General features: G+C 44.5%; 11 protein-coding genes. 10 read left to right on the forward strand and 1 reads right to left on the reverse strand.

What is annotated here, in order from left to right:
* Positions 1-109: 109 nt before the first annotated feature.
* Complete coding sequence (gene yjgA / locus FHQ23_RS02655) at positions 110-643, reverse strand: ribosome biogenesis factor YjgA (RefSeq protein ID WP_139612940.1); 534 nt, start codon at positions 641-643, stop codon at positions 110-112.
* Between the two features lie 149 nt (positions 644-792).
* On the opposite strand from yjgA, the gene pmbA reads away from it, so the two are divergent.
* The 10 genes from pmbA to FHQ23_RS02705 all read left to right on the forward strand — a co-directional run bounded on the left by pmbA (position 793) and on the right by FHQ23_RS02705 (position 17,138).
* Positions 793-2,148, forward strand: coding sequence for a metalloprotease PmbA (gene pmbA, locus FHQ23_RS02660; RefSeq protein ID WP_139612927.1), 1,356 nt, complete (start codon positions 793-795; stop codon positions 2,146-2,148).
* Positions 2,149-2,397: 249 nt separating this feature from the next.
* Positions 2,398-2,937 carry a hypoxanthine phosphoribosyltransferase gene (gene hpt, locus FHQ23_RS02665; RefSeq protein ID WP_139612928.1) on the forward strand — a complete coding sequence of 180 codons (540 nt, stop codon included), beginning with the start codon at positions 2,398-2,400 and terminating at the stop codon, positions 2,935-2,937.
* A 315-nt stretch (positions 2,938-3,252) separates the two neighbouring features.
* Positions 3,253-4,860 carry an SrfA family protein gene (locus FHQ23_RS02670; RefSeq protein ID WP_139612929.1) on the forward strand — a complete coding sequence of 536 codons (1,608 nt, stop codon included), beginning with the start codon at positions 3,253-3,255 and terminating at the stop codon, positions 4,858-4,860.
* A gap of 29 nt (positions 4,861-4,889) precedes the next feature.
* On the forward strand, positions 4,890-7,934 hold the full coding sequence (locus FHQ23_RS02675) for a virulence factor SrfB (protein ID WP_139612930.1): 3,045 nt from the start codon (positions 4,890-4,892) through the stop codon (positions 7,932-7,934).
* Positions 7,931-10,606 (forward strand): putative virulence factor, encoded by a 2,676-nt coding sequence (locus FHQ23_RS02680; RefSeq protein WP_139612931.1) that lies wholly within the window; start codon positions 7,931-7,933, stop codon positions 10,604-10,606. The genes FHQ23_RS02675 and FHQ23_RS02680 overlap by 4 nt, the downstream gene beginning before the upstream one ends.
* Positions 10,607-10,626: 20 nt before the next feature.
* A complete protein-coding gene (locus FHQ23_RS02685; protein WP_139612932.1) occupies positions 10,627-11,610 on the forward strand; it encodes a tetratricopeptide repeat protein in 984 nt (327 codons plus the stop codon).
* Positions 11,610-13,613, forward strand: a complete 2,004-nt coding sequence (locus FHQ23_RS02690) for a vWA domain-containing protein (protein WP_139612933.1) — start codon at positions 11,610-11,612, stop codon at positions 13,611-13,613. Before FHQ23_RS02685 ends, FHQ23_RS02690 begins: the two co-directional genes overlap by 1 nt.
* A 9-nt stretch (positions 13,614-13,622) precedes the next feature.
* Positions 13,623-14,348 carry an ABC transporter ATP-binding protein gene (locus tag FHQ23_RS02695; RefSeq protein ID WP_139612934.1) on the forward strand — a complete coding sequence of 242 codons (726 nt, stop codon included), beginning with the start codon at positions 13,623-13,625 and terminating at the stop codon, positions 14,346-14,348.
* Complete coding sequence (locus tag FHQ23_RS02700) at positions 14,345-15,574, forward strand: ABC transporter permease (RefSeq protein WP_139612935.1); 1,230 nt, start codon at positions 14,345-14,347, stop codon at positions 15,572-15,574. The genes FHQ23_RS02695 and FHQ23_RS02700 overlap by 4 nt, the downstream gene beginning before the upstream one ends.
* A complete protein-coding gene (locus tag FHQ23_RS02705) occupies positions 15,567-17,138 on the forward strand; it encodes an SUMF1/EgtB/PvdO family nonheme iron enzyme (RefSeq protein WP_267963601.1) in 1,572 nt (523 codons plus the stop codon). Before FHQ23_RS02700 ends, FHQ23_RS02705 begins: the two co-directional genes overlap by 8 nt.
* Positions 17,139-17,144: the final 6 nt, after the last annotated feature.

Raw genomic sequence — 17,144 nt, forward strand, 5'->3', positions numbered from 1 at the left:
CTATTGATTTCGGCTTACGACTAGATTGTGCTCATTTTAAACGACAACTCAAAATATAAACAAAGATCAACAGACCCTATAGTAGAGGGCGGAGATTATCCGCCCTTTTTTAGTCAGCCGTTTCCAACGATTTCAAATACTGAAAGATTTCACGGTAGAATTTTGGTGGTTTTTGAGTGGCGCGTTCTTTTTGGGCGGCACGGATCAAATTGCGCAGATGCTGAATATCCAATGCCGGATATTGCGCAATCAATTGTGATAGCACGCTGTTATTGTCGTTTTCCAACAGCTGATCGCGCAACTGTTCCAAGCGGTGAAACATTGCCTGCTGCTGATTGTGTTTGTTTTCCAGTTTATCCAGCGCTTCTTGCAACGGTTCAATATCGGTATTACGCAACAATTTGCCGATATATTGCAATTGGCGGCGCAGTGCGCCCCGTTGCGAACGTTGTGCTAGTGCAATCGCATCCGCCAGTTTTTCGTCCAGTGGAATCCGTTCTAAATTGGCGGCAGTCAGCGCCACCAATTTAGCACCAAATTTTTTCAGCGCTTCGGCATCGCGTTTGATTTCGCTTTTGCTGACCCAGATAATTTCTTCTTGTTCTTCGTCCAATTCCGACAAATGTTCGTCTAAAAAATCCATATCCTGTTCGGCGTGTTTATTCTTCATGGTTTATATCGCTTGTGGTTATCCAAAATTGGCGCTAATCATAGCATAATTTGAGAATTACCGATAAAAGTAGGGTAGAATTAGCCACTAATTTTTATAAAATAACATGGTTCGGTAAGACAATGACACAACAAGATAAACAGCAGGATCTATTGAAACAGCAGCAAAACGACTTATTGGCTGCGGCAGCGTTGGCGTTGGATTTAGCGCGTCAGGCTGGTGCCGAAGCGCAAGTCGGTGCAACCAAAAGTATTGGGTTATCGGTTTCGACCCGTTTGCAGCAAATTGAAAATATTGAATTTAATCATGATGGTGCGCTGGGAATCTCGATTTACAGCGAGCAACGTAAAGGTAACGCTTCGACTTCTGATTTATCACCGCAAGCGGTGAAAAGTGCGGTTGAGGCGGCGTTAAGTATTGCTAAATATACTTCGCCGGATCCGTATAACGGCTTGCCGGAAAAGGCGCTGCTGGAATTTAATCCGCCAAATCTGGATCTCTATCACCCTTATGAAATTGATGTAGACCGTGCAGTCGAACTGGCATTGGAAAGCGAAACACAGGCATTGCAGACCGATGCTCGGATTGTGAACAGCGAAGGCGCAAGTTTCAATGCGCACCGTGGCATTCGGGTGTATGGCAACACATACGGTGTGTTAAATAGCTATCTTTCCAGCCGCTATTCACTCTCTTGCAGTGTGATTGCTGAAGCCGATCAACAAATGGAACGGGACTATGAATATACCATCTCTCGTCGCTTTCAGGATCTGGCATCGCCACAATGGGTTGGCAAACAATGTGCTGAAAAGACAGTTGCCCGTTTATCGGCACAAAAATTGACCACCCGTACAGCGCCGGTGATTTTTCATGCCGATGTTGCTACCGGCTTAATCGGGTCGTTGGTCGGGGCAGCCAGTGGCAGCAGTATTTACCGCAAATCCAGCTTCTTGCTAGATAAACTCGGTTGCCAAATTTTGCCACAGTGGTTTGAAATTGAGGAGAAACCGCACTTGCTTGGGCGTTTGGCATCGTCACCGTTTGACAGTGAAGGGGTGAAAACCAGTGATAGCGCGATTGTCCGTGATGGCATTTTGCAAACCTATTTGTTGACCAGCTACAGTGCCAAAAAATTGGGCATGCAAAGCACCGGCCATGCGGGCGGCATCCATAACTGGTTGGTCAAACCGAATGCAAAGTGCGGTCTGGACGGCTTGTTGCAACAGATGGGCACTGGGTTGTTGGTGACAGATTTGATGGGCAACGGGGTGAATTTGGTCACCGGAGATTATTCACGTGGTGCTTCCGGTTTTTGGGTGGAAAACGGCGTGATACAATATCCGGTGCACGAGATTACCATTGCAGGAAAATTGCAGGCGATGCTAGCCAATATGGTGGCGGTAGCGGACGATATTGAACAACGTTCCAATATTCAAACCGGTTCAATTTTGTTAGATGAGATGAAAATATCGGGCAACTAAGATTATTTAAACAAATGCTAATAATTATCATTGACACAAATGAATAACCTGCTAAGATGAAAGCCAGTTGCAGGAGTGCGACAGAAAGTCCGCAAAGATTGTGATAGCAGTCGAGCAGATGTAGAGTAAAAAGTAAATTCGTTAGGGTCACTGGCTGGAGCTTGCTCCAGCCTTTGTTTTTTATGCTTTTTGTTCGTTATGATTGTGCTATTATAGCGCCTGTCAAATTGGATTTTAAAAGGTCATCCCATGAAAAAACACCATGTTGAAACGCTGCTCAGCCAATCGGAAGTCAGTTCTAGAGTGCAGGAGCTGGGCACTGAAATTACCCGTTTTTACCAGCATCAAAATGCTGATAAAATTGTTGCTGTCGGGCTGCTCAAAGGTTCGTTTATGTTTATGGCGGATTTGGTCAGAGCTATCGATTTGCCGACAGAAATTGATTTTATGACCACTACCAGCTACGGCACCGGCATGTATTCTAATCATGATGTCAAAATCTCTAAAGACTTAGACGGCGACATCAAAGGCAAGCATGTGTTGATTATTGAAGACATCATCGATACCGGTTACACCTTGGACAAAGTGCGCCAAATCCTACTGTTGCGTGAACCCGCATCACTCACCATCTGCACCCTGCTGGACAAACCATCGCGCCGTGAAGTGAATGTGCCCGTCGACTGGGTCGGTTTCGCGATTCCGGATGAATTCGTGGTCGGCTTCGGCATCGACTACGCCCAACAATACCGCAATTTAGGCTATATCGGCAAAGTGGTGTTGGAAGAATAACCAGATAAAGCTGACCGTTTTGTCGTATACCTATAGATAGACGTTCTTGTTTAAGCTCAATTTAAAGCACGGCTGCTGCAACATGAAACAGCAGTTGTGCTTGGTAATCTTGTCCTTTTTTAATTGCTTTAAAGCAATAATGTTATAAAGGCGACAAACTGCAATGAATTTTATTTGAAATCGTAAATTATCCTTTATTCCCGAAAATCTCTGTAATATCATGTTTCTGTGTATGAATATTCATTATAGCTATAGATAGGAGCGGCTTAGGCACTGGAAATTATTTTCTAACCTATCTTTGAGGAGAATGGCGGTATGTTGAGTGCATTACTAAGAAGCGGAGATGTGAAGGATTACACTGCGTTAGGTCAGGACGGACAAGCGGTTTACTCAATCGCTTCTCAATTACGGGATACGATACGATTAAAACGGGGGCGTGTGTTTTCTGATTATCTTGCAGTACCGCAGCGTAACGATCAAGGTAATCGAATCGACTGGTATGTCCCCTTTGAGTCTGATCAACCGGATGGTAAATATTTTATCATTCCGTGGTCATCGGCAACACCGGAAGAAAAACAAAAAGCACTCGCCGAATTGCACGTTTTCGAAAAAACCATGTTGGAACTCGGAAACGAGATCGCAAAAAATCCTAATCTTAAAGGTGATCAACTTCTTTTCTCCCGCCTACTTAGCGGCGATTCTGCTCATGCCGATCAACATAGTTTAAAAGCGCTTCGTTTTCCTAATGCCGAGCATGTTTATCTAGTCAATGATCGCCCGGTGATCACTTTTTGGGGATTTATTGAAAAAAACGCCAATGTTTATGGTAGTCCGTTTCTGCCTTTACAACCGACCGCGCCAATTATGGCACCAGCAACATTTGCAGATGCGGTAATCGATGAACCGATTGCAGAGAAAAGCGTGATGCCGTGGTGGCGACGCTGGTGGTTTTGGTTGCCGTTGTTAGGGTTGTTGGGCTTATTATTGTGGTGGATTTGGTGTACGTATTTCAATGTGAAACCGCTGTCTATTGTGTCGGATCCGATAAAAAATGAAGTGACCGCACTTGATAAAACCGCACTTGATAAGAATGACGTGAAGAAAAAAGCGGCTTGTATTATTGACGGTAACATTATCACCGATGCAGCGCTTTGCCAGCCGATTAAAGCAAAATTTCCATATGTTTATGACAATAATCAATGGCTTGATTCTAATGGTGCCATTGTTAAGGATGCGGCTGTGTTAGACAAATTGCAAGCGCTTGATCCCAGTGCGTTTCAACCTAATGTCGATCAAAATGGTGCTGATTCTGCTCCTCCCACCACTGATGCGTTAGACAATAAAGCGACAGCGCAAGATGACAAGGCGCAAACTGCGGATGCGACTAATGCAGCCAATAATCCGAGTGATAAAGACAAAGACAATGACAAAAACAGTCAAACAGCGGCAGTACCGCCTCCAAGTTTAGATGAAACTGATAAAACCAATAATCAGAAAATGGACAATGAAAGTGCGGTCACAAACTCCCAGCCGAATACCCCGCAAAATACACAAAAAAACTTGAATATTCCGGCGCAGAGTTTAAATTCGGGTAATGTGGATTTCTTAAACGGCAAATGGAATGCCGGTGCAGGTATTCAGGACCAAACCACCGGCAAGCCGCTTCGTTTGAATTATGAATTTAACGCAGGTAAAGGACAGGTGAAAGTTGAACGTGGTGACGGTGTGCAGTGCACAGGCAACGTCGGTGCAGGTGTCAGTGGTGGTCATTTGAATATTGATAATCAGGGTGTGGCACAGTGTAGTGACGGCTCTACTTATCAATTGCCGACGATCAATTGTAAACCGAATACCAATGGCACAGCAGAATGTGAAGGGATTTACGGCAATAGCAAATTTCCGATTTCAATGAAAACACCATAACGACAGTTTAAAAACAGGTTAAATGAAATATGCTTCCAGAATTAAATAAATTTGATCGAGAGTTGTCTCTGGTCATGAACAGCGGGATTCAGTTTATTGATTTTGCACTGAATATAAATTGGAAAGATAAATTATGGCGAGAAAAAGCAACGGGAAATTTTGTTTCGTCTGCCGTAAATGGGCCGTTACGCCGTTTGCTTGAAGACAAAAACGGTGATGGCTTTTATGATCCGAGCCGTCCCGGAATGCTGGTTCGTCCTGAGCAGGAAATCAGTGTAGAGCAATCTTTTAAACTGTTTGATGCAGTTTGGTTACCGATTCCGGTTTTAAGAACCGTTCCCCCAGATCGGTTTGACGAAGGGCCTTATAACTGGGCAAGGGTGCGGATTGTCGAACTTGCCGAACCGGATCAAGACGGCAATACCCATCGTATTACCTTTGCGTTTGACACAAAAGTCTTTCCAAACAGTCAAGATACGGCATATTTGGCGCCGACCGCCGAAGATATTCGTTCCGGCGTAGCATTTGGGCTGGCGTACCAATCTGATCAAATGTCTTGGTTTTTAGATTTTAAATGGATTAATGAGTGGCTGTTGGAGTTGTTTCATGAATTGGCTCCTCAACCGGCACGGTTAAAACTTCATGCTGAAGATTTGCAGTATGAAATCGAACATAAAACTTACCAAGGACATTTTCTCAATATTCTGGCAATCTTGGGCACCGAGTTGACTTTGCCGAGAATTAAAGTCGTCTCGAATAAAACGGATGATATTATTAAGGCAATTCCTGTCGATATGGTGTTGGATGTCGGCAATTCGCGTACCTGCGGTATTTTGATTGAAGATCATGAGCAAGAAAAAGACGGATTAAAAAAACGTTATGAGTTGGAATTACGGGATTTAAATCGTCCGGAGCAGGTTTACTATGAGCCTTTTGAAAGTCGGATCGAGTTCGCCCAAGCCTCCTTCGGTAAAGATCATTTCTCAGTGCAAAGCGGACGGCGGGATGCGTTTCAATGGGCGACGATTGCCCGTGTCGGCAAGGAAGCGGCGCGTTTGGCAAGTCGTCGCGAAGGCAACGAAGGTTCGACCGGTTTATCCAGTCCGAAGCGCTATTTATGGGATATTGAAAAATACGAACAAGGCTGGCGTTTCAATTCTTCTTATGTCAAAACCGATTATGAACCTTATGCCACTGCCGAACCATTATCGGGATTGATTAATGAATTCGGCGAAGCTTTGCATAGTTTGCGCGACGATGTTGAGGAAGAGTTCGAACGAAAAATGCCGGTATTCCAACCGAAATATTCTCGTAGTTCGTTAATGATGTTTATGTTGTCGGAAGTGTTAATGCAGGCATTGATGCAAATTAACAGTCCGGCACAGCGTGGTAAATTGGAACATTCGCGCACCCCTCGTTTTTTACGTTCGATTATCTTAACCATTCCACCGGCAATGCCGAAACCGGAACGTGAAATTTTCAAAAACAGTATGTACCAAGCGATCGGTTTGGTATGGAAAAGTTTGGGTTGGGATAAATCCGATGATGATTTGGATTTTACGACGGAAGCGGCGCGGCATAAGTATTGGCCGATTCTACCTGAAGTGTATATTCAGTGGGATGAAGCAACTTGCGGTCAGGTAGTCTATTTCTTTAATGAAACGCAAAATAATTATGGCGGCCGTCCGGAGGAGTTTATTGCGGCAATGGTTCGTCCGGATAAAACCCAAAAAGAGCGGATTACGATTGCCTCGGTCGATATCGGTGGCGGCACAACGGATTTGGTTATTAACGACTACGCTTTGGATTACGGTGAAAATAGTGAGTTTTCCGGCGGAAGCAATGCGTTTCTGGTGCCGACCCAACGTTTTCGCGATGGGTTTAAAGTCGCCGGTGATGATATTTTATTGGATATTGTGCGTGATGTGGTTTTGAGTTCACTAACCAACGGGTTAAAAGTACTGGGGCTGGCTGATCCGGAACCTATTTTATCTGAATTGATCGGCAAGCAGGCGTTAAAAGTTCAGAATGCTTTATTACGTCAGCAACTGACATTACAGGTGTTTAGTCCGATTGGCTTACGGATTTTAAAAGAATACGAGCAATACAATCCGTTCTCCTTCGAGAATACGCTGAGTGGGGTGACATTTGCTGATTTACTGTCGGAGGCGGAATACCCGACAGAGAGTGTATTGAATTATATCAATGAACCTATCCGTCGATTATTGAGAAACAGTGATTTCAATATTATGAAATTGCCGATTAAAGTGGATTTGCGCTTGATTCATCAGCGCTTCATCAAAGGTGATTATTACGATATATGTAAAACATTTACCGCACTTTGTGAGGTCATTAACAGTTACCAGTGCGATGTTCTACTGCTGACCGGACGTCCGTCGCGTTTACCGGGAATCCAGTCTTTCTTTAAATCCAGAGTGCCGCTTCCTGTGGGCAGAATTTTACCGTTGCACCATTATCGCACCGGAGGCTGGTACCCGTTTCATAAACAAGGACGGATTGAAGATCCAAAAACAACGGCGGCGGTGGGGGCGATGCTGTGCTTTTTAAGCCAACATTTGCGCTTGCCGAATTTTAATTTCCGTTCTGCATCGATGCGTTCCTATTCAACCGTGAAATACCTCGGATTGCTGGATAATAACAATGTGATCAAGGACAGCAATGTTTATTATAAAGAAATTGATCTGGATAATGATGATTACGATTTCCCTGACACCTCATTTGAAGTGCGTGGCTTCACCCGTTTAGGTTTCCGTCAGTTGAATGTGGAGCGTTGGACTGCCTCTCCGCTTTATACTTTGGATATTATTAATCCAGCGGTAAAACAGCGTGTCGCCAACGGCATTTCCTTGACGGTAACACTGGGGGTTAAAACGAAAAGTGCCCGCTCCAGCAATAAAGAGAAAGCGGAAAACTTCTATGTGAAAGCCGTTTCGGCAAGTGATGGCGCAAGTTGTCGCCGCAATGAGGATATTAAGCTGGCACTCAACACCATGACGGATGTCGGGTTGAGTGATACTGATTACTGGTTGGATAGTGGAAGTGTGAAAAGATGAGCGAAATAGCAACGAAATTAACGGAATCTTGGCAAAATATTTTTAACGGCTCACAAAAAGCGATTGATTGGGTCAGTGATGTTCGTCCGAATGTTGCACGCTTGAATAATGAAGCCGATAGCTTAATTTTAGAATTGCGGCGATTACGCAATACGGCAAAGCGTTTGGGCGCGGTCTCTTCGCGCCCGATGACTGCCGGTTTTTTCGGATTGTCCCAAGCCGGCAAATCCTATCTGGTTTCTGCTTTGGCGGCAGGTGAAAACGGTAAATTGGAAACCACCTTCGACGGCAAGCAATTAGATTTTATCGAACATATTAATCCGCCGGGCGGAGGCAAAGAAGCCACAGGGCTGGTTACACGTTTCAGTCGGATCGCAAAAGGCGGGATTGACGGTTATCCGCTGGAGTTGCGTCTGTTCAGCGAAATTGAAATTGCCAAGATTTTATTGAATTCTTATTTTAATGATTTCGATAAAGAGAAAATAGATTACCAATGTGAGCCGCAGAAAATCAATGAACTGATCAAAAGGGCGACACAACAGACAAAAGCCGCAGCGGTTAACGGCGTGACGGCGGATGATGTAGTCGATTTACAGGATTATGCTACCGATAGTTTCGGCAAATCCCTTGCCGCCCTGCAAGGCAGCTATTGGGCAAAAGCGACCGCACTTGCGCCACGGCTTGAGATTCAAGATCGTGCAGCACTGTTTTCTATTTTGTGGGGCGAAGTGGCTGAATTGACTTCGATCTATATTCAATTTGCCCATGCGTTGGCCAAATTAGGGTATCCGGAGAAGGTATATGCGCCGCTAAGTGCGGTGGTTAAAGAGGTTGATGGTGCATTATCACAAGCCGACAGTATTATGAATGTCGATATGCTGGATCGATTGGGTTCAGCAAAAGACGAGAATATTCAAGTTCGTCCGAGTTTGAATGACGGTACATTAAGTGGTGCTGTTGACATTTCCTTGGCTCAATTGACCGCACTTACCGCCGAATTGGTATTCCCGCTAATCAATAAAACACGCTCTCCAACGTTTGAAAATGTGGATTTACTTGATTTTCCCGGTTATCGAGGGCGCTTATCGATTAAATCGCTGCCAGAGGTGAGTGAAAAAGAGCTGATTCCGCAAATTATTTTGAGGGGGAAAGTGGCGTACCTGTTTGAACGTTACACCGACAGTCAAGAAATGAATATTTTGATTATGTGCACCCCGTCGAATGCGCAATCGGAAGTGAATGAAGTCGGGCCGGTCTTGGAACGTTGGATCAAAAAGACACAAGGTGATACGGCTGAACAACGTAGTGCTCGCAAACCGGGATTATTGTGGGCGATTACTAAATTTGATATCCGTATTCAATCCGATCTTGCCAAAGCAGAAGGCATGTTGAAACAGAGCTGGGGAGTGGGCGGATTATTGCAGCAAACCATTTTAGAACGTTTCGGCAACTATGATTGGATCAACGATTGGTCAAACGGTAAACCGTTCAATAACTTGTTTTTGGTGCGTAAACCGGGCTTTCCGGTGCCGTTTTTAGAGCTTGAAAACGAAAAAGAGATCGCCGAACGTGAACAAGGGCAACTTGCCTTGATGCGGCGTACTTTTGCGGCAGATCCGGATGTGCGCACCTATGTCGCTGATCCCGAGCAAAAATGGGATGCGATGATGTTGTTGAATGACGGTGGCATGAAGCGAATTAGCGACTATTTGCGAACCATCGCCTTGCCTGAAGTCAAACAACAGCGGATTAAAGAGCAACTGAATGAAGCGATCAATCATATCGTCGAAAATCGTTTTTCCAGTTGGTATCAACGTGACGGTGCGGAAGAGGTCAGTAAAAAACGGCAGCTGGCAAATGCGGTTGCCAATGAACTGGGAAAAAAAGCCATGTTGGTGGGGGAGTTCTTGCGCTGTTTGCAATTACCTGAAGATACCATCCGTTCGTTATATTTTAGTGATATGGACGAAACCGCACTTGATGACAAAAAAGATCAAGCGCAGGAGGTGAGCAATGATTTTGGCGGCGGCTTCGGTTTTGACGATGGTTTTGATCTTTTTGCTGAGCCGCAAGAGATGCCGATCAGTCCGGAAAAAACGATTGCTGAGCCGATTGTCGAATCACGTTTTGCTCAAGCGGTGTTTAAAGCCTGGATTGAACATTTGCGTGGCATTTCCAATAATGACCACCTGATGAATTTTTTCGGTTTTAGCAAACAAAATATCGAAGCGTTAGTGGGTGAATTAGTGACCGGGGCAAATCGATTGAAACTACAAGAGAAATTGTCAAAAGTCGTATTTAAAAATGAAAATGCCGGTAGCAAACGCGATCAGTTGGCCGAACGGCAGGTTTTTTCAATGAATATGTTGATTGCTGATTTCATTGCATGGCTTGATTTTATCAATCAGCCACTAAATCAGCGTCCTGCAAGCCGAGCGGTAAAGGATGCCGCCGTGTTCGAATTTAAAGAAGTCGAAAAAATCAATAATTTGCCGAAACTGAATGAACGCACCAATAATTTTATGAAGAACTATTTATTTGATTGGTTCGTGGCTTTCGGACAGTTTGCCGAGAGTAATGCGGGACACAGTGCGGGGCGTGAAATCGATGCGTCACAAAATGCCAAATTGGGCGATGTATTGGCGATTTTTAGCGCGTCGGCAATCAACTAGAGAAATTGGAGCACAAAGTCATGTTAAGAATCGAATTAAAAGAAAGCAGACCGGGATACGCTCAATTTTCTGCAGTAAACTGGAAGGGCGGTTCAGAGGTTGAAGTGAGTATCCAGCGTAGTCAGGACCATCACTATTTCGCACAAGATAACCAATGGAACACGGAACCGGTTTGGCATAGAGTAACGCAGCTGAGTGTCGTTGACGGGATTTTACAAGGGGAACTTGGCCCTTGGTTAGTTGATGCATTGGTGCAACAAAATGCCAATGTGCAATATCAAATGATGGTGCGCGATACTCATGCTGTAGACAATGTGGTGACTGATCGTGGCGTATTGAAAATGGTGGGTAATATTTTGGCTTCTTCCGCCAGCGGCGATACCAGCCGTGTCAGTGATATTCGCCATGAACCGATAACCGTTGCGCCGACAATGCCGATAATAGAGGAGCCTGAACCCATAGCTGTGGAGCCGGAAGTCATTACAGAACCACCGTTAGAGACTGAGACTGAGCCGATGGCGGTTCCGGTAACTGAAACGGAAAAACCGAAAAGCAAGCTCGGTTTGCTAATAGGTGGGTTATTGTTACTCATTTTGGCGGCAGCGGCGGCATGGTTCTTTCTGTTGTCAGATAAATCGGTTGAACCTACCGAGGTTAAACCGTCTGAACTTAGCGCTTGTTCGATACAAGCGGCTAGTGATGATGAGATTGCATTTCTTCAGCGTTGTTTGAAAAGTAATCCGGATGATAGCCAAATTTTAGCGCTGATTGCCGAGGCGAAAAAAGCGAATAAGTGCGGTATTGCCCAACGGTTATATGCGAATAAAGCACAGGGCGGCAATGCTGCGATTGCACTGGCGTATGCCAAAGAATATGAAACGGCAGCGGCAAATAGCTGTTTCAGCGCAGATAAAGAAACGGCCATTTATTGGTATGAAACGGCGTTAGAGGCCGATCCGAATAATGCCGAGGCAAAAGCACGTTTACAGGAGTTGAAAAAATAATGGGATATCTTAAATTACTTTCTTCGGTGCTGTTGGCTGGCTCTTTGTTGACCCAAAGTGCGGTTGCGGCACAACCGTTATTGCAACAAGGGAAAAAAACGTTATTTCAGCGTGTGCTGAGTACACCGACTTGTGAATTGGTTGAACGTGCCGGGGCGAGCGGCGGTAAAAAAGCCGTTGTGTTCTCTCGTTATTATGTCTATCAACGAGAGAGTGTGAATGGCAAAGAGTGGCTACAAGTCGGGCCGGATACGTTCGGTAAAACCGTCGGCTGGTTGGCAAGCGAATGTGCCGTGCCGTGGAATATGCAAATGACATTAGCATTTACCAATCCGGCAGGACGTGATCCTCTGTTGTTTTTTAAAGACAAATCGACGCTGGAAAGTTTGATTGAGGCGGATAATCCAGCAACACTGCTTGAACCTATTCGCACTGATTTAAATAGCGGTAAGCATAATCCGCAAGTGTTGGCGCAAGAACCGGCAGAGTATATTGATTTCCAAAAGAATTTTTACTTATTACCTATTTTGCAAGGCGAAGAGGTGATGAACAGCAAAGGCTTTTATGAACGTATTTTAGAAGTCGCTTCTGTCAGCAAGGACGATAAAGTCTTAAACAATACTCAACATCCTACTCAAGGACCAAACACATCAACAGCCAGCGCGATGACAAACGCACAAAAAATTACGGGCTTCAGTGCAGCGATTGTATTTGTGATTGATTCTTCTATTTCAATGGATCCCTATATCAACCGCACTCGTGAAGCGATGAAGCAAATCTATGCTCAAATCGAAAAAGAAAATTTAAGCGAACAAGTAAAATTCGGTTTAGTCTCGTTTCGCTCTAATACAGTGGCGACACCGGGGCTGGAATATACGGCAAAAATGTTTGTTGATCCCAGTACGGTCAAAGATGGCAAAGATTTTATGAATAAAGTAGCCGATTTAAAACAGGCCAAGGTGTCCAGTAAGGAGTTTAATGAAGATGCTTATGCCGGTATTGCTACAGCACTAAATGATATCGCTTGGAATAACTTTGGCGGGCGTTACATTGTGTTGATCACTGATGCTGGCGCATTAGACGGGGATAATCCGTTATCCAGCACAGGATTGAATGCCAAGCAGTTGCGCTTGGAAGCCCAACATCGAGGTGTCGCCGTTTATACATTACATTTAAAAACGGCAGCAGGTAAGAAAAATCATGACGAAGCACAAAAGCAGTATGTTGATTTGGCCTTCAACAATTATTTGAATAAGCCGCTGTATTATCCAGTGGATGCCGGAGATGTGAATGAATTCGGCGATAAAGTCAGTTCGCTGGCAAAAGCGATCACTTCGCAAGTGCAACTCGCCTACCGCGGTGAATTGGCTGCCGGTAGTGCATTAACCGTGGAAGATAACAAAGAAGCGAAAACGGCAGCAGAAAAAGACGACAGTGAAATCGCAAAAGATGCCGCTTTATTGGGTAAAGCGATGCAGTTGGCATACTTGGGCGATGTAAAAGGAACGACGGCTCCGCCGGTTTTCAAAGCATGGATCAGCGATAAAGATTTTGTCAAAAACACGCCGACTGCAGAGGCGAGAGTATTATTGACGAAATCTCAGCTGAGCGATTTAAGCGATGTCGTGAAAAAAATTGCGGAAGCTGCCAATAGCGGATTGATTTCACCGAGTGATATGTTTACTCAATTACGTTCTGTTGCCGCGGCAATGGGACAGGATCCCAATAAATTGAAAGAGAATGCCTCGGTAAAAATTGCTGATCTAGGTCTACTGGGGGAATATCTGGACGACATTCCCTATAAAAGCCAAATTGCCTCAATCGATGAAGAGACTTGGAAAGGCATGAGTGCTCAAGAGCAAGAGCGGTTTTTGCGCGGTTTACATCAAAAATTGCGCCATTATCAAATTATGAACGAAGATAACGCGCGTTGGATCTCCTTATCCGAAGAGAGCGATAGTCGTGATTTTGTTTATCCGGTTCCTTTGGAAGCGTTACCATAAGAGCGTATTATGCTGCATATTGAGAACATGTCTGTTTGTCGTGGCGTAGGCAATAATGCTTTTACGGTTTCCTTACCACACTTATCGTTAAATAGCGGCGAAGTTGTCGCTATTTGCGGCACAAGCGGCTGTGGTAAGAGTACGTTGCTTGAAATGATCGGTTTGATTCTGAAACCGACTCGACTGACACGTTACCAATTAGGCGCAGAGCAGGATATCAGCCCGCTTATTTTACAGCAAAATCAAACCGCACTTGCGACACTAAGGGCGACATCGCTGGGATTTATGCTCCAAACCGGAGGGCTATTACCTTTCTTAACGGTTAAACGAAATATTTGCTTGCCGAACAATATTCTCAATAACAATACGCTTAATGACAAAGCCGATAGTGATTGGATTTCACATCTGGTGCAGCAACTGAATCTTAGCCATTTATTGGAATCTTACCCCAACCGTCTCTCTATCGGCGAACGACAAAGGGTGGCATTTATCCGGGCGGTAGCGCATAAGCCCAAGTTATTATTGGCTGATGAGCCAACCTCGGCGTTAGATCCTGAGCATGCAAACATTTTATTTGATCTGATGCTGAATTTAGTACAAGAACAGAATATTGCTGCGTTGGTGGTCACCCATGATCGGGCGTTGATTAACGCTAGAAAATTGCCGTATTTGCAAGCTGATTTAACCTCAGCCGGTTGTGCCGTGTTTGGTAAGCAATCAGGCGGTGCGGTATGAATAATCTGAAATTGTCCAATCGATTGCTAGCCAAACTGGCGTGGCTGGATTTGCTTTATGACCGAAATGTGTCGTTTTGTATCGTCGCTTCTTTGGTTGCGGTTATTGCACCGTTATTATTATTGTTCAGTTTAAAATACGGCGTGGTTTCACAATTGCAGCAACAACTGACCAATAATCCACAAAATTTGGAAGTGAAAATTGTCGGCAATTTAAATTTGAAACAGGCATGGTTTGATTGGTTGAAAGCACAGCCTGAAACGGCATTTGTGATTCCGTTGACCCGATCATTAAACACGTCTGCCGATATCAATATCAGTTCCAATCGTTTTATAAAAAATGTGGAAATTTTACCGACAGCCGAAGGTGATACGTTGTTAGGGCAACTGGAATTGAAACAAGAGAACGGGGTGATTCTATCGTCGCTTTCTGCTGAAAAATTGCAAGCCAAAACAGGCGATAAAGTGCGGTTGGTCGTCAGCCGAAAACGGAATAATATCGATGAAAACGGCATTGTAGCATTAAGCGTCGAAGGTATTTTACCCGAAAGTCGATTTGCACGCGCCGCCGCTTTTGTACAACTTCCGGTGTTGCTTGCCATGGAAGACTATCGTGACGGTTACCAAACCGCACTTTTCCAAGACGCCGATGCTCAAGGAGAATGGGGGCGCACTCAAGCTAGAGAATCGTTTGCCAGAGCGAGAATTTATGCTAAAAGTTTGGATGACGTTGCTCCGCTGGCGCAAAAATTGCGTGAAAATAATATTGAAACCCGTACTGAAGCCAATGCGATTGAAAATGTCAAAGCCATCGATTGGGTGCTGAATGTGATTTTCGGCGTGATTGCTTTTACCTCGGTTTTAGGCTGTATTTTATCGCTCATCGGTGCATTTTTGGCGAATATTGATCGTAAACGTAAGGAAATTGCCTTGTTGCGTTTACTCGGATTTAAACCTCACTCAGTGGTGGTTTACTTGATTATTCAAGCGTTATTGCTCAGTTCGGCAGCGTTTGTTATTTCCTGCTGTTTATTCTTTTTTGGTAGTCACGCATTCAATTCGGTATTGGGGAGCCATTTATCCGCCGATATTTTTATCAGTAGTTTGCAGTTAAATCATATTGGTCTTGCTTTTGCTGCCGCATTGGGCATGGCAACAATCGTTGCGGGAATTGGCGGTATTCGGGCTGTAAAAATTCAACCGGCGGAGAGTCTACGTGATGTTTAATACGCTATTCAATCAAAAACGTCTAGTGTTGACCGCACTTTTTATGTTCAGTGCGGCAGCTCAGGCGGAACAATGGGATGAAAAATTTTATAATCCCAAAGCGGATAAAGAGGATGTGATCATGCCGATGCCTTGTCATGGCAGCATGGTTTTTCGAATGGTGAAAACCGGAACAAAATCCCCTTTGGACGATATGTCTGTCGTGTTGGGCAGCGATAGCGGCACAGAGGCGTTCGCTGAGCATTCTACACCGAATTATATCTCTGGCGGCTTTAGTGGACAGAATAATGGAAAGGCGCAAGACCGGTATTTTTTAATGGCAAAATATGAAGTGTCGCAATTGCAATATCAAGCGGTGATGGACGAGCAATGCCCGTCGCCGAATCTGAAAGGGCGGCAGCCTGCCGTTGATGTGAGTTGGTTTGATGCGGTGAATTTTAGTCATAAATACAATGAATGGTTGATGAAAAATGAGCGGGATAAGTTGCCGAAAGAAGATGGCGTCAGTGGTTTTATTCGCCTGCCGACCAATACAGAATGGGAATATGCGGCACGCGGCGGTATTGCGGTTTCAGCTTCCGAATTTAGAGAAAACACGTTTCCTGTACCAAATGGCTTGAAGGCCTATGCGTGGTTTTCCGGCTCGCAATCGGCAAATGGGCGCTTGCAATTGGGCGGGTTGTTAGCGCCGAATCCGTTAGGACTGTTCGATATGCTCGGCAATGCCAGCGAAATGATGCTTGATCCGTTTAAACTTAACAAGCTGGATCGTTATCACGGACAAAATGGTGGGGTTACCGTACGGGGTGGAAGTTATCTCACTTCTGAGAGTGAAATATCCAGTGCGTTACGTATTGAGAAACCGTTTTATGCCGCTGACGGTAAGGCGGATAAAGCGAAGGATATGGGGTTTCGTGTGGTGGTAGCCGCTCCGGTATTAACTTCGGGTGATCGGATCAAACAAATAGATAATGAATGGAAAAATCTTGGTAATGATAATTTAAAAAATGATAGGCACGGTAGCGGTAGTAATATTGTGGGAAAATTGGAAAAAATCACCAATGATATCGAAAATGAAAACGTGAAAAAAGAGCTTAAATTATTACAAGATGCATTGCGCTCTGCTAATCAGTCTCGTGATGAACAGCGAGATCACGCTATTCGTTCTGTGTTGGAGTTAGGTGCGTTTTTATGCACTAATATTGCCGATTTAGAGGCTAATTATCAGCAAAAAGTGGCTGCACAAAATTATATTGCACAGGCTTGTCCGGTGGGTAGCGAGCCGATTGGTCTTTGTGAACCGACGGCGATCGAAGAAAGCAAGACTGTGTTGGCGGAAGCAAAAGGCGTGCGTGATTTTGTATTGACTTATTATGCCGATACGATTGTGAGTACCAGTAAAGCTTATAATATTGCAACAGTTCAGACGCAAGTGGATAAAAAGCAGTTGGCAGGCAAGGCGAATTTAGCAGAATACGTTGATCTTTATTGGAAACATTTGCAACAATATTATAAAGACGGTAAAGTAAATCGTGAAGAGTGGTTAAATAACTGTAAGCAATAGTAAGTG

This window comes from Testudinibacter crocodili (assembly GCF_006228025.1).
Classification (GTDB): domain Bacteria; phylum Pseudomonadota; class Gammaproteobacteria; order Enterobacterales; family Pasteurellaceae; genus Chelonobacter.